This is a genomic window from Clostridium pasteurianum BC1 (assembly GCF_000389635.1).
Classification (GTDB): domain Bacteria; phylum Bacillota; class Clostridia; order Clostridiales; family Clostridiaceae; genus Clostridium_I; species Clostridium_I pasteurianum_A.
Map to the genome: position 1 here is coordinate 2,526,677 of NC_021182.1, position 12,987 is coordinate 2,539,663.

At 27.0% G+C, this 12,987-nt stretch carries 17 protein-coding genes and 2 pseudogenes; 8 read left to right on the top strand and 11 right to left on the bottom strand.

What is annotated here, in order from left to right; translation table 11 throughout:
• Window positions 1–19: 19 nt before the first annotated feature.
• On the top strand, window positions 20–475 hold the full coding sequence (locus CLOPA_RS11775) for a C40 family peptidase (protein WP_015615655.1): 456 nt from the start codon (window positions 20–22) through the stop codon (window positions 473–475).
• 163 nt (window positions 476–638) lie between these two features.
• Here the strand turns inward: CLOPA_RS11775 and CLOPA_RS11780 are convergent, their stop codons facing one another.
• Complete coding sequence (locus CLOPA_RS11780; RefSeq protein ID WP_015615656.1) at window positions 639–1,364, bottom strand: polysaccharide deacetylase family protein; 726 nt, start codon at window positions 1,362–1,364, stop codon at window positions 639–641.
• Between the two features lie 216 nt (window positions 1,365–1,580).
• Here CLOPA_RS11780 and CLOPA_RS26125 point away from each other — a divergent pair, with 216 nt between their 5' ends.
• The 3 genes from CLOPA_RS26125 (at window position 1,581) to CLOPA_RS11795 (ending at window position 3,672) form a co-directional block, all read left to right on the top strand.
• A complete protein-coding gene (locus tag CLOPA_RS26125; protein ID WP_242834191.1) occupies window positions 1,581–1,913 on the top strand; it encodes a hypothetical protein in 333 nt (110 codons plus the stop codon).
• A gap of 383 nt (window positions 1,914–2,296) precedes the next feature.
• Window positions 2,297–2,494, top strand: a complete 198-nt coding sequence (locus tag CLOPA_RS11790; RefSeq protein ID WP_015615657.1) for a cold-shock protein — start codon at window positions 2,297–2,299, stop codon at window positions 2,492–2,494.
• A gap of 617 nt (window positions 2,495–3,111) precedes the next feature.
• Complete coding sequence (locus CLOPA_RS11795) at window positions 3,112–3,672, top strand: AAA family ATPase (RefSeq protein ID WP_015615658.1); 561 nt, start codon at window positions 3,112–3,114, stop codon at window positions 3,670–3,672.
• 262 nt (window positions 3,673–3,934) lie between these two features.
• Here the strand turns inward: CLOPA_RS11795 and CLOPA_RS24385 are convergent.
• The 10 genes and pseudogenes from CLOPA_RS24385 to CLOPA_RS11840 all read right to left on the bottom strand — a co-directional run.
• A pseudogene (locus CLOPA_RS24385) lies at window positions 3,935–4,354 on the bottom strand (YifB family Mg chelatase-like AAA ATPase); the annotation flags it as partial.
• Window positions 4,309–6,033: a recombinase family protein gene (locus CLOPA_RS11805; protein WP_015615659.1), complete on the bottom strand. Its 1,725-nt coding sequence runs from the start codon at window positions 6,031–6,033 to the stop codon at window positions 4,309–4,311. The gene CLOPA_RS11805 and the pseudogene CLOPA_RS24385, both read right to left, overlap by 46 nt.
• Before the next feature lie 115 nt (window positions 6,034–6,148).
• Complete coding sequence (locus tag CLOPA_RS11810) at window positions 6,149–7,006, bottom strand: PhzF family phenazine biosynthesis protein (protein ID WP_015615660.1); 858 nt, start codon at window positions 7,004–7,006, stop codon at window positions 6,149–6,151.
• A 365-nt stretch (window positions 7,007–7,371) separates the two neighbouring features.
• Window positions 7,372–7,931: pseudogene (locus tag CLOPA_RS11815) on the bottom strand (accessory gene regulator B family protein).
• Entirely contained in the window at window positions 7,928–9,256 is a 1,329-nt protein-coding gene (locus tag CLOPA_RS11820) for a sensor histidine kinase (protein ID WP_015615662.1), read from the bottom strand. Before CLOPA_RS11820 ends, CLOPA_RS11815 begins: the two are co-directional and overlap by 4 nt.
• Before the next feature lie 98 nt (window positions 9,257–9,354).
• Entirely contained in the window at window positions 9,355–9,498 is a 144-nt protein-coding gene (locus CLOPA_RS24390) for a cyclic lactone autoinducer peptide (RefSeq protein WP_015615663.1), read from the bottom strand.
• 121 nt (window positions 9,499–9,619) lie between these two features.
• Window positions 9,620–9,766 carry an aspartyl-phosphate phosphatase Spo0E family protein gene (locus CLOPA_RS11825; protein ID WP_015615664.1) on the bottom strand — a complete coding sequence of 49 codons (147 nt, stop codon included), beginning with the start codon at window positions 9,764–9,766 and terminating at the stop codon, window positions 9,620–9,622.
• A gap of 163 nt (window positions 9,767–9,929) precedes the next feature.
• The gene (locus tag CLOPA_RS11830; RefSeq protein WP_015615665.1) at window positions 9,930–10,736 is read right to left on the bottom strand and encodes a potassium channel family protein; all 807 of its coding nucleotides are present in this window, start codon (window positions 10,734–10,736) and stop codon (window positions 9,930–9,932) included.
• 7 nt (window positions 10,737–10,743) lie between these two features.
• On the bottom strand, window positions 10,744–11,190 hold the full coding sequence (locus CLOPA_RS11835) for an ImmA/IrrE family metallo-endopeptidase (RefSeq protein ID WP_015615666.1): 447 nt from the start codon (window positions 11,188–11,190) through the stop codon (window positions 10,744–10,746).
• Window positions 11,191–11,212: 22 nt separating this feature from the next.
• Complete coding sequence (locus CLOPA_RS11840) at window positions 11,213–11,647, bottom strand: helix-turn-helix domain-containing protein (protein ID WP_015615667.1); 435 nt, start codon at window positions 11,645–11,647, stop codon at window positions 11,213–11,215.
• 128 nt (window positions 11,648–11,775) lie between these two features.
• On the opposite strand from CLOPA_RS11840, the gene CLOPA_RS11845 reads away from it, so the two are divergent.
• Genes CLOPA_RS11845 through CLOPA_RS11855 form a run of 4 tightly spaced genes read left to right on the top strand, consistent with a single transcriptional unit; the run spans window position 11,776 to window position 12,981 of the window.
• Window positions 11,776–12,039, top strand: coding sequence for a helix-turn-helix transcriptional regulator (locus CLOPA_RS11845; protein ID WP_242834192.1), 264 nt, complete (start codon window positions 11,776–11,778; stop codon window positions 12,037–12,039).
• A 52-nt stretch (window positions 12,040–12,091) separates the two neighbouring features.
• Window positions 12,092–12,580, top strand: a complete 489-nt coding sequence (locus CLOPA_RS11850; protein WP_015615669.1) for a hypothetical protein — start codon at window positions 12,092–12,094, stop codon at window positions 12,578–12,580.
• A 25-nt stretch (window positions 12,581–12,605) separates the two neighbouring features.
• A complete protein-coding gene (locus CLOPA_RS25050) occupies window positions 12,606–12,779 on the top strand; it encodes a hypothetical protein (RefSeq protein WP_015615670.1) in 174 nt (57 codons plus the stop codon).
• Window positions 12,772–12,981: a hypothetical protein gene (locus CLOPA_RS11855; protein ID WP_015615671.1), complete on the top strand. Its 210-nt coding sequence runs from the start codon at window positions 12,772–12,774 to the stop codon at window positions 12,979–12,981. Before CLOPA_RS25050 ends, CLOPA_RS11855 begins: the two co-directional genes overlap by 8 nt.
• Window positions 12,982–12,987: the final 6 nt, after the last annotated feature.

Below are 12,987 nucleotides of genomic sequence, written 5' to 3' on the forward strand. Positions count from 1 at the left end.
TTTTGATAGGGGAAGAAGTATGAAAAAGAAAAGATTGTTAACATTTATTTTCTCACTACTAATGGTATTTAACATAATTACTGTTTTTAGTGCTAATGTAGAAGCAACAACTAAAGGACAAGCTGTAGTGAAATATGCTGAACAGTTTATAGGTGTTAACTATGTTTGGGGAGGAGAAAGTCCTACGGGATTTGATTGCTCTGGATTTACAAAGTATGTATACGGTCACTTTGGTGTAACTTTACCTCACAAAGCATCCACTCAATACAAATACGGTAATTCGATTAGCAAAAGTAATTTAGAACCAGGTGATTTAGTATTCTTTGGAAAAACAGCTAGTGGTATTTATCATGTAGGTATATACATAGGTGGAGGTAAATTTATACATGCACCAAAATCAGGAGAAAAGTTAAAAATAACAGATCTTCGTTATATGCCAGATTATTATGGGGCAAAGAGATTAAATATTAAGTAGATAATTATGGAAAGCCTAGAGTGAGAGTTCAGACTGTTCTAGGCTTTATTTTTTTACATAAAAAAAGATGCGCCATAAAGGCGTATCTTTGAAAGAATTAGATAATGAAAAATTTAAAACCATTTAGATTATTCACAGATATTTATATTTTATTCATTGCATACTATTGAATAATCTCAGGAGTATCATCCTTAATAGTTTTAAACTCATAACCTTTTTGTTTATAGTATTTAATTATTTTTGGTAGTGCTTTGCAGGTATTCTTATTTGCATAGCCACAATGCATAAGCAACACGATTTGAGATAAGTTTTTACTCTCTTTTACAGCCCTCATGTATTGCCTATAAGGTGAAAGTTTTGGATTTATTCCATCTGATGTTTCAACGTTCCAATCATATATTTTAAAGTTATAGCTATGCAATTTACTTAAATAGTTAGAATTAAGATATTTTCTACTACCACAAGGAAATCTAATTATATTAGGTGAAATTCCTGTTACTCTATTTATTTCATTTCTACAATCTAGCATTTCCTTAATAAAATTATTTTCATTGGCATAAATATATTTAAGTTTATGTGTGTACGTGTGCAATCCTATACTATGACCTTCTGTATGAATTCTTCTAACGGTATTTTCTAATCCATTAATTTGATTACCAATTAGGAAAAAAGTAGCATGTACATTGTTTTCTTTTAATATATCCAATACTTTATCAGTTATAACATTGCTTGGTCCATCATCAAAAGTTAGATAAATCACTTTTTTACTTTGAATAATATTTTGTGCAGGAGCTGCTCTAGGCTTATAAAAACTGGAAAATCCTTTAAATAATATCAATATAACTAAAAATATACTTGTAGCATATAAAATAATTTTTTTACGTCGCAATTTATTGTCCTCCGCGTATATATTATGTTGTAATTACTTTCTTATTGTTTCAATTTTATAGATGTTTTATTACTGTTTAATCTTAACAATAAGAGAAGGTTATATTTTTATTATTTTTTTCAAATGATAAATTAATAAAATCTGATACAGGAAAATATATATCTAAAATATATGTTTAATATGAGTTGAAGCAACAATGTTGATTTTGTAGATGCTATGGAGCGTGAGAAAACTATATTATTAATTAAAATGCCAGAAGATTCCTTCAATAATGCTATAATAAAGAATGCATTAGTAACTTTCTTTACTTCAAAAATTGTTTTAGCTATAAAATTAAGAAATGCAAGGCATGAAAAACCTAAAAGATGCAATGTATTCTATGATGAACTTCCACAGGTACCTACATCTGGAATTATTATATGTAATGTACTTTCACAACTTAGGAAATTTCGCACAAAGATAATTATATCAGCATACTATATAGATCAACTTATACCTAAACTAAAAAATGAAATTAAAGCTAGTGGTGCAAGTTATATGTTGCTTTAGGAAGGAGACAGGAAAACCTTTGACGAGTTATCTAGTGAGCTTAAACCATATGAATCAGAAGATTTATTAAAATTAAGACAATATCACAGTTTAAATCTTATTCTATATGAAAAAGGATATGCAAGATTTATAACACATTCATCAAAACTTATAAAATAAATTATTTCCATAAAATGATAAATTTATAGAAATATTAGAAAATATAATTTGCTTTATAGAATAATCTGTGTTATACTTAATTTATAACTTAAATGAATCGTAATTAATTTAAACACGAATATGTTTCAATAAATGCATATAATATAGTATGTTGGTATGGAAATTTTATTTGGTTGGTTATTGCAACGAGTTTAAGAAAATAAAATTTTGGAGGTACTTATTATATGACAGGTACAGTTAAATGGTTTAATGCACAAAAAGGATTTGGATTTATTACAGGAGACGATGGAAAAGATGTTTTTGCACACTTTTCTCAAATAAGTTCAAATGGTTACAAATCACTTGATGAGGGTCAAAAGGTTTCTTATAATGAAGTAGAAGGACAAAAAGGACCACAAGCAGAAAATATTACTGTTCTTTAATTAGTAAATGTTTTTATATCTTGGATAGTTAACAGCCTAGAGTGGGAAACTTCTCTAGGCTGTATTTTTTATAAAGTGTCGACATATAAATACAAACGTTTTAAATATAGTATGATATTATGTAAATAATGTATTAATAATATATGAATGTTTATAGCATAATTAAGGAGACGTGAATGAAAAAAGTATTAATAATTATAATAGTATTTACTTTTATCATGGGAATGTTTATTTTATATTTGTATTTGATTTAGAGAGATTATAGGAGTATTTTTACATAAAGAATAGGTAGCTTTGGTAAGGCATCTTTAAGTGGGGCGATTATACAATACATATGTTTCTATGTTTATAAAATAATTAAATAATACATTGGATGAATTAAAAAATAAATCTTAGGAAAAAGGACACTAAACTGCAATAATAGCATTTATCTTATTGTTTTGCTTAAAATAGTATAGAACTGTATAAAGTTCTATAGAATATGCAATGTATAATATTGTTTACTAGAGCTTAAAATATATATTACAATAAATTATATTAATTAAAAGACATTTAATATATTTAAATATATAATTTTAATTACAACTTATATACCTTGTGAAAAGGAAGGTGCTAAAATGAAAAAATACTTCATACTTGTAGGTTCTCCTCCTGGTTGTGGTAAGACCTATATATCTATGGAATTGGCAAGGCTGCTAAATAATCCTGTATATTTGGATAAAGATTCAATAATACCATTATCTAAAATGGTTTTTAAAGCAGGAAAGGAACCTTATAATAGAAGTTCAGAATTCTTTGAGGAATATTTAAGAGATGCTGAATATGAGGCTATATTACAAGTTGCCTTTGAATGTTTACTTTTTAACCAACATGTAATACTAAATGCACCATTTTCAAAAGAATTCAGGAGTAGACAATATATCAATTCTTTAAAAGATAAACTTAAAACCTATGATGCAAATCTAATTCCTGTTTGGGTTGAATGTGATCCTGATATTTCTCATAAAAGAATGATAGAAAGAAATTCAGATAGGGATACATGGAAATTATCTAATTGGGATGAGTATGTAAGGAATGAAAATTTTTCATTGCCAAACCTAGATGAATTATATGTAGTACATAATTCAGACTCTGAAAGTTTTAAATTTGACCTAAAAGAATTATTAAAAATATTGTAATAATATAATAATCACTAAAAGTGATATAAAATAATTATCTAGATTTTGTACAAATGTAAAAGTAAATCTATTATTTTAAACGAAATTTTCAATACAAAAAAAGATGCACCATGTGGCACATCTTAGAAAGTAAGTGATAGAGTTTTAAAGTACATTTAAAATATAATATCTTAATTGTTATTCCTTTATATAATTCAGCAAATAACAATATTTCCTAAATAAATTCTTGAGAATATAATTGATGATTTTATTTGAGGCATATTCAAATGAATTTTTCATTTATAAATTTTCTATATTGCATTGCCTCTATAATATCAAGATGGTCTATTTGTGTGTTTTCACGCATATCTGCAATGGTTCTTGAGACCTTTAATATTCGGCTATAGGCTCTTGTACTCAATTGGAATTTATCAAAAATATTTTTAATAAATTTATTGGCTTCTGCAGTGAGTTCGCAATATTTTTTTATATGTCTTTCCTCCATTTGAGCATTGCAATATAGTTTATCTCTTTTTAATCTATGGATTTGTATTTCTCTAGCTTTAATAACTCTTTTTCGTATGTCCTCAGATGATTCTGATTTTTTTCCGTTATTTAGTTCTTCATAATTTAGTGTATTTACAAAAGAAAAAAGATCTATGCGATCAAGAAGGGGATTTGAAAGCTTACCAAGATATCTTTTTCTCTCATATGCTGTACACGTACACTCTTTATTTGAAGCATAATTGCCACAAGGGCAAGCGTGCGTTTAATAGATTTGACGTTTCCACGTTTCTTTGCATCAAATTTATATGATATATCTATTTTAGCATACTTATGTTTTAAATCATCTTCTAAAGTAGTAACTTTAACTTCATCAACAAGACTTAAGATTACATATCGTTTATCTTCAAAAGTTATATCTTCTTTATTTATAATTAATCTAAGGCTAGAAAGTAGTTCTTCAACTGAATCAAATTTTGCCTCAATAGAATTTTGTGATTGAAGATCCTTATCTATTTCCTTGATTAAGATTTCACTTTGATTTATTTCTTCAGCAATTTTATTTAGCTGAATTTCTAAATCTTTATTATTGATCAGCTTGCTTCTATATAGGTCTAATATGGATTGCTTTTCATTGTCCTTATTTTCTATGTTATACAGAAGTTGTTCTCTCTGTTTTATTATATTGGCTTTTTCAGATTTTTTTATTTCTAAATTGTCTTCTAATTGGTTTATAGCTTCACCAGGATGCTTTATAAAATTGACTACATCATCCCATACATAATTTTCAACCCATGCTGCAGGTAAATTCTTAGCACTACACTTTCCGTTAAAGGGGCCTTTATAGTTTTGTTTTCCGCAGCATACATAATATGCGCCATCTTTTCTATCTTTACGCTTTCTATAATTTACACCTGTAAAGGTGCATCCACAATTACTGCACTTAATTAAACTACGAAGCAAGTACTCTCTGGTAGAATTGCGCATAGATTCAATTTGATTTGACTTAAGAGTTTCTTGAGCTTTTTCCCATACTTCATTATCTACTATAGCTTGAACATGTCTTGTTATAATTTCTCTGTTTTCTTTTTTACTTCTTTTACCATATTCATGTATTCCCATATAAGTCTTATTTATTATTATACGTCTTACTGCATTAGGCCTCCATATTCCAGCTGTAGCTTCTTTTCTTTTACCTTTAGATAACTTTACCCTAGAATCCTTTATATAAGATGTAGGGGCCTTTAACAAGTTTAAATAATCACACACTTTTATAGTGCTATAGCCCTTGTTAGCTACTAATTCAAATATAAGTCTTATTACATCTGCTTCAGACATGTTTATATCCTCAATAATATTATTATTTATTTCTAGGTATTTATCATCATTTACAAAGTAACCATAAGGTACTATACCTCCAAGCCATTTTCCATCCCTTGCAGCTCTGTTTGCACCATGCCACATTCTTTCTAGTATTGTTTCTCTTTCTAAATCTGCTACACCAGCAAGCATTGTAATCATAAAACGGCCACTGGGATTAGAAGTATCAAAAGGCTCTGTCATAGACTTAATTTTAAGGCCATAAGATTCTAGTTCATAGATAGAGTTTAATGTTATCCTGGCAGATCTGCCAAGTCTATCTAACTTATATACAAGTAAAGTATCAAACTCTTTATTCTTGGCAGCTTCAATTAATTTTTTACCTTCGTCTCTTTCATTAAGGGGAATAGTACCACTTATTCCTTCTTCTTTATAAATTTTAAATATATCAAGTTCATGTAGATCACAATATTTTTTTGCAAAGGTTACCTGGTTCTCAATTGTAGATCGCTCTTTTTGATCTTCAGTCGAGACTCTTCCGTATACTGCTACCTTCATTATAAAACCTCCTTATGTAATGTCATTTTCAAAAGTTTAATCAGAATATATTTGAATTGTGAACATAAAAAACACCGTAAAATTCATTTGAATAATACGGCGACTAATAAAATAATTAAATATTTATATTTCCCGATGCAAAAAACGTTACTTTACCACTTATAAAAACTTCTTGTTTGCCTAAAGCTTGTGAAACCCACCCTTGAATTATACTTGGTCTATTAACAAATTTTCCTTGGTGAATATTTATTATTTCATCTATTTTTTTTAATTTATTTTTTACAAGATAGGCACATAGTGGTCCTGCTGCACTCCCTGTTGCTATATCTTCTGTTGTTCCATTATTATCCCACGTTCTACACTCAAGAGTTTCAGGATTAAATACATAAACAAACTTAGCTCCAAAATTAGATAAGAAATTTTCAAAGTTTTTGTCATTAATTTTGGTATCTGATAGCCTATCCTTTACTGGCACCAAAAGATATGGTAACCCAGTAGATATAACTTCAACAGGAAAGTTTTCATCAATATCATATTCTCTGATATTTAAAGTAGCTGCAATCTCACTATAAGCATTTTTTTCAATTTTTTGTATAAATTTTGGTGATCCCTGATTCATTGTTACATTATATATACCCTCTGATTTTTTAGATTTAATATTTACAGTTCTCCCTGATATATCAAATAATATTCGTGCAATATTTTCAGAAGAAAAAAATAAATTATGGATTACAGCACTAGCACCCAATATTGGATGACCAGCAAAAGTTAACTCTTCATCCACTGTAAATATCCTAACTGGGAAAGCTTCACTTTCATTTCTTTCAAAAATAAAAATAGTTTCAAATTGTCTAAATTCTTGAGTAATTTTCAATAGTATTTCATCATCTAGTGGTTGTTCTGGAAAAACAACTGTGAGACCATTTCCACTCATTGTTTTTGATGAAAAGACATCTACATGAAAAAACTTCATATACATTCCCCCATATATAACTATTTTCCATTTTAAGTACATTTTATTTCGCAAAATTCTATAATTCATTCTTAAACATATATAAATTATACCACAGTCATGTATACCCCATTATTAAAAATGAAATATATTAGATACTATTATATAGCCACCATATTATTCAATTTTCAAAGTACAATTTTATCTACCTAAGTAATTCGTCATTTATTCATGTTTTGAACAAAATTATTTTTTTAAGTATACTTTTATTATATAAAAGTATAACAAACATATGTTCTAATGAAAAATAAAAAATATATGTGGTCTGTATGTACCACATTTTTAAAATAAAATCTAAATTATTATTAGTTAAATTTTTATATTTATTATACTTCTATATTTATTTTTCCAATCATCATCATTATTGTTGCACTAATAATCGATATTACAGCAGTAATTAAAAATTTATATGGAATGAAATAACATGCTATAATTAGAATCAGAGTAATTAATATAGAATAATTTTTAAGTTTTTCTTTCGATTTTCACTTTTAATTCTTTTATTAATATTATCTACAGGAGAGAAGATACAAATAAATATAAATGAAATAACTAACAATATTATTATAATAGCATTATTTATCATTATATATTTACCACAAATAATTATCATAAAAAATTCAATGAGACTTATGAAAAAGCAGCCCCAGTAAGTTTTTGCATGGTATCCACCTGAAAATAGCCTAATAGGGCAAAAAAATATGAGGGCAACTATATAATATTTTTGTAAAGAAAATATCCAGAATACAATAAAATATGGAACGAGCTTTGTAATTTCATCAAAAGCACAGATTAGTCCGTATTCCATTTTCTTCAAATCTAAATCTGAAAATTCAGGATTAGATTCAGAAATTTTTGTTACGAAAGAATTTATAAGTTTACTCATTTATTTAACTCCTTCATTTTAAATTCAATCATAAATTTAGTTCTTTCGGGAGTGCTTTCTAAAAATATATTACCGTTGTTTTGTTTGATTAATTGCTTAATTATATATAATCCAAATCCATGGTCTTGTGATTTTTTGGTTTTTGTAGAAAATCCTCTATCAAAAATTTTATCTTGAATATCTTCAGGAATCATATCTCCATTATTGGATATTTCAATAAAAAATTTATTACTTTCACTGAAAGTTTCAATTGATATTTCTTTATTTTCAATGTTGGACTTAAGTTGGAATGCTTCAAATGCATTGTCTACAAGATTGCTAATAATACTTATTAAATCATTTTCATTAATTTCTATAGAACTAAATGGTTCATCAATTATTACATTAAAATTTATATTGTTTTTTACTGCATAACTATTTTTTATAGATAATAATGCACTTAAACAATCATTACCAGTATCTATGTATTTAAATGATGAATGAAGTGTACCTGAAATCCCGATTACATATTTTTTTATCTGTTCAACAGCATTTGGTTTATTTAATGAGCACAAACCCCATATAACATTAATATGATTTGCAAAATCATGTTTTTCTTGTCTAATTATACTAAGCATTTCTTCCATATTTTTAATCTGATGTTCTTGTATTTTATATCTAGCCTCTATATTTACAAATCGTCTATATTCTTTCAATTCATTTAATTGTAATAGCAAAAATATAAAATATACAATAAATATAACGAAATTAAACAGCTTAATATTTTTTATATTAAAAATACCAAAATTAATACTAAACACGAAAAGTCCAAAAATGCCCATTTGAATTATTAAGTTAGAAAAGAGTATGCCTTCTTTTTCAAATAATTTAAATTTAGTAAAATAGGTCCTGAATTTAAAAAATAACAATACAATAATTATTTGTAATATTTTAGAAGTTACTATAAAAATAACTGAGTATTTAGGATTTAAAAAAATTTGATTAAGATCTACATTAAATACAAGCATTTCAATGGTTTCAGTAAAATATTCAGTTATAGAAATTATTATAAGAAACAAAAAAAATACAACAGCTGAAATATATATTCTTGTTCTTGTAATATAAGCTAATAATAAAATACCAACTAGTGTAATAATTAGTGAGTGATAGATATTAATTATATGAAATGTACTCCAATAAGTTATGAATACAAATAATGTGCAAAATAAAATTGATTTTAATTTATTTTGTATTATAAATTTTTTTTTATTATATAATGTTTGAAAAATTCCTAAAAGAAGGAATGATTCAATACTATCTAGCACTATTTCTTTTATAACATCCATATATTCGCTCCTTTAATTCTAAGTTTTTCACAAAGGTATAGTTAAAAAATAATGTTTTAGATTATCTTATAAAACCTTTGTGAAAAACAATTAGGCTATTACTTTAGAAGTTCGTCAGGGCATTTTGGTTGATGCCCTGAGAGAGTTGATGTTGGTACTATAACTAATGTTCCTAAAAATAAAGCAGCAGTACCAATAGCTTTCATTGCTTTTACTGTTAGTAATTTTTTAATCGTTTTCATTTTAATAACCTCCCATGATATTTAATAGTATATTTACTACATTTTATTATATTCTACAATAATTTATTTTTTCCTTCATAATTTGTAAAAAAAATCAGATTTAATCCAAAAAATTTTTAGCTTAAATCTGATTCTCATGAGACTTATAATAATCAACAACTAGCTTGTCCAATTTCTGACTTACTTCCAGTATTTCTTCATATGTATACTTATCTGAATCTAACATTCTATTTAATTTATCTCTTAGTTTTTCTAATTTTTTACACATATATTTTATATCCTTAATATTTATTTGATTTTTCCTATTATATAATACAAAACTACTTATTTTTCCTATTATATAATACAAAACTACTTATTTTTACATTATATAATGCAAAAGTAAACTATTCAACTAAAAGGATATAATAATTTATTTTTACTTTAGTAACTTATTCATGTTTTAATGATTGTATTAAATTGCAGATAAAATCCAAATCATCATTGGTTAAATTCTCATAGTTGTTTAACCTGGATTTTATCATTTCGATAGTCTCATTTTTTAGTGATGGAAGTTCTTCTTTTTCTTGCTTTATAAAGAATGTAGAAATAGTACCTGTGAGTATACCTAAAAATCCTATACCTACAAGCATTAATATTGCAGCAATAATTCGGCCAGATGTAGTTGAAGGTGATATATCTCCATATCCAACGGTTGTTACAGTAACAAAACTCCACCAAAGGCTATCGGTAAAAGATCTACCTTCAGCTAAATACATACCAACAGCTCCGATTATTACAGTAGTAAAAGTAATCCAAACAGCATAATGAAAATTATTTGTTTTAAAAAAATCATCCATGTTCTTCTTAAATTTTTCTAATAACACAAAAACTCTTAGAAGTCTAAATACTTTAAATATTTTTGTAAGACGGGCTAGACGAGTAATTTTTAGTATACGTGCAACTTGAAATATACTATTAAATGGTATAATGGCTATTAAATCTATAATGTTATGTTTAAAGAATTCTTTCTTATTTTTGGATAATATAAGTCGAGTAAAATAATCTATTGCAAATACTATTGTTATTACGTTATCTGTAATATCCATTATTTCAGTTTCTTTTAGTGATAATGTATTCATATATTCTAAGATAATCATTATAATAATGATTATTGATAAAAGAGCCATAGAAAGTTCATATGATCTTTTTAACTTAGAATTTTTAATTAGGCTATTAAATGTATCTTTATAATACAATGTGTAATCACCTCAATAAATCCATAAATCTCAACTTTAAAGCTTGTACAGGAATGTCCTCAGCTTTTGAAATTTGCTCACAGGTAAATCCTTCATAAGCAAATAAAAGATCTTCAGGGATTGTCATAAAAACTGCAAATGTATTAGCTTCAATTTCTAATCTATCAATCGAGAAAAAGGTATTATTCCTCAAAAATGGAGTATTTGCATTAGGATGTATAGTAGCATGTCCAAGTTCATGAGCACAAGTGAAAAATTTTTTGAATTTATGATCTTTTAGATTAGAGTTTATATGTATCATTTTTTGTCTAACAAACTTATTATAATAACCATTGATCAAACCTAAAGGTTCTTCAAATATTAGAATATGCTCAGAAGCTGCTATTTCAAATGGGTCATTTGTTTTATGTTTTTTTATAAGACGTTCAACTTCTTCTTTTATTACTTTTCTCATTTACCCATTCCCCCATAAAATATTATTTTCTGTATTTTTTAGGAGTATATTTTTTAGCAGCTTCTTTAGCAATTCGCATTGAGTTTTCAATGCTTATTCTTAGCATCTCTCTAGTAGTCTCATCCATTGGTTCACCATCAAACATGAGACCATCTTGGGAGCTTTCTAACTGTTCTAATGTTTTACTAAGAGCTTTTTGTATATCTTTTTCATCTTTTTTAGTTAATTTAGATTCAGAATTTTTAATGTTTGGGTTATCTGTATTACCTAATAGATAATCTACTGAAACATTAAAATATTTTGCTAATTGATTTATGAAATCAACATTTGGTACTCTTAAGTTATTTTCATATCTAGAAAGAGTCGATTTAGTTGTATTTAAAGCTTTTGCTAAGTCTTCTAATGTTATATCTTTTTCAGTTCTAATTTCTTTCATTCTTTCTTGGAAAGTTGCCATAATAACACCTCTTTAAAGCTATAATATCATTTAGTTGCCAATAATCTCAATTAAGTTGCCAAAAATAGAATATTTTTATTAAATATCATTGACAAGTTGCCGAATAGATAATATAATAAAGTTACCAAATGGATAACAAAGAAAAGGAGATGAGAATGTTGATAAAAAAACAGGCTAACTTTAAGCTAAAAGGATTAAGAGCATCATGTAATTTAAAGCAGTCTGATATAGCTAAAGAACTAGGGATATCAGAATCAACATATAATAGAAAAGAAAATGGATATGCTGATTTTTCTGAGACCGAAATGTGGCAAATTAGCAAAATTTTAAATAAAGAACCTGAGTCCATTTTCTTTAGTAATATTTTTTTTGATAATAAAGTTGCCAAATAGATAACAAAAAAATCCTATGTATCTATGTTAACAACAAAAGGGGGTGAAATAAATGTCAAAAAAAGCCACGAAAGCTGCAGATAACATCTATTATAAAGCACGAATGGAAGCAGCTGCCACCAATGACAAATTAAACAGTAGAGAAGGAGCTGCTGAATTGCTTGGAATTGATAGAACTCGGTTAGCTCACATAGAGCTTGATAGTGTATGTGCTTATCCGGAAGAAATTCTAATGATGTCAGAGATATACAATACACCTGAAATTGAAAACTACTACTGCTGTGAACAATGTCCTATAGGGAAACATAATGTTCCTCGTTTGGAGGTTGTTGAGATAGATAGGCTTACTATCGGAATATTGTCTTCGCTTAAAGATGTAACATCCATTAAGGAGTCACTTATAGAGATTGTAGCTGATGGAGTTATTACAGAAGATGAGAAACCTCAGCTTGAATATGTACTTGATTCACTTGAAAGAATTTCAATAGAAGCACAAAAATTAAAGCTTTGGGCACAAAAGAATCTAAAATTAATAATTTAAATTTAAGCAATGGAGGTATAAATGAATGGGCAAATTGGTAAGAGTTGAAACAGAACATGTAAAGGTTGGAAGATTTGAAGCTTTTGTAACTAAGAAATTTTATGACGGTCCAGAGGAAAGAGAAGCACAAGTTAGAGCTTTGAAACGTATTAAATCTTTAATTGGAAGAGAGCCTCAGGAAGGTGCTAAAGATGTTTGATACTAAAAACATAAAAGGCTACTACAAATTAAATTGTATCGATAAAACAGTATTTGATAGTTTTTTAAAGAGATTCTATGAAGCTTGGGAATATCCAGAGGAACATAAGCCAGTATCAGTAAAGGTACAAAAGGAATTTATAAGAGTAGATTTAAATGATGGTTCATGGCTTCACGTGAAACCTAATGGAGAGTGGTATTGAGGGGAG

Excerpts from the sequence above, each read along its gene's own strand:
- CLOPA_RS11775 (WP_015615655.1), top strand. The coding sequence starts at position 20 with ATGAAAAAGAAAAGATTGTTAACATTTATTTTCTCACTACTAATGGTA.
- CLOPA_RS26125 (WP_242834191.1), top strand. The coding sequence starts at position 1,581 with ATGGAGCGTGAGAAAACTATATTATTAATTAAAATGCCAGAAGATTCC.
- CLOPA_RS11790 (WP_015615657.1), top strand. The coding sequence starts at position 2,297 with ATGACAGGTACAGTTAAATGGTTTAATGCACAAAAAGGATTTGGATTT.
- CLOPA_RS11795 (WP_015615658.1), top strand. The coding sequence starts at position 3,112 with ATGAAAAAATACTTCATACTTGTAGGTTCTCCTCCTGGTTGTGGTAAG.
- CLOPA_RS11805 (WP_015615659.1), bottom strand. The coding sequence starts at position 6,033 with ATGAAGGTAGCAGTATACGGAAGAGTCTCGACTGAAGATCAAAAAGAG.
- CLOPA_RS11810 (WP_015615660.1), bottom strand. The coding sequence starts at position 7,006 with ATGAAGTTTTTTCATGTAGATGTCTTTTCATCAAAAACAATGAGTGGA.
- CLOPA_RS11820 (WP_015615662.1), bottom strand. The coding sequence starts at position 9,256 with ATGGATGTTATAAAAGAAATAGTGCTAGATAGTATTGAATCATTCCTT.
- CLOPA_RS24390 (WP_015615663.1), bottom strand. The coding sequence starts at position 9,498 with ATGAAAACGATTAAAAAATTACTAACAGTAAAAGCAATGAAAGCTATT.
- CLOPA_RS11825 (WP_015615664.1), bottom strand. The coding sequence starts at position 9,766 with ATGTGTAAAAAATTAGAAAAACTAAGAGATAAATTAAATAGAATGTTA.
- CLOPA_RS11835 (WP_015615666.1), bottom strand. The coding sequence starts at position 11,190 with ATGAGAAAAGTAATAAAAGAAGAAGTTGAACGTCTTATAAAAAAACAT.
- CLOPA_RS11840 (WP_015615667.1), bottom strand. The coding sequence starts at position 11,647 with ATGGCAACTTTCCAAGAAAGAATGAAAGAAATTAGAACTGAAAAAGAT.
- CLOPA_RS11845 (WP_242834192.1), top strand. The coding sequence starts at position 11,776 with ATGGATAACAAAGAAAAGGAGATGAGAATGTTGATAAAAAAACAGGCT.
- CLOPA_RS11850 (WP_015615669.1), top strand. The coding sequence starts at position 12,092 with ATGTCAAAAAAAGCCACGAAAGCTGCAGATAACATCTATTATAAAGCA.
- CLOPA_RS25050 (WP_015615670.1), top strand. The coding sequence starts at position 12,606 with ATGGGCAAATTGGTAAGAGTTGAAACAGAACATGTAAAGGTTGGAAGA.
- CLOPA_RS11855 (WP_015615671.1), top strand. The coding sequence starts at position 12,772 with ATGTTTGATACTAAAAACATAAAAGGCTACTACAAATTAAATTGTATC.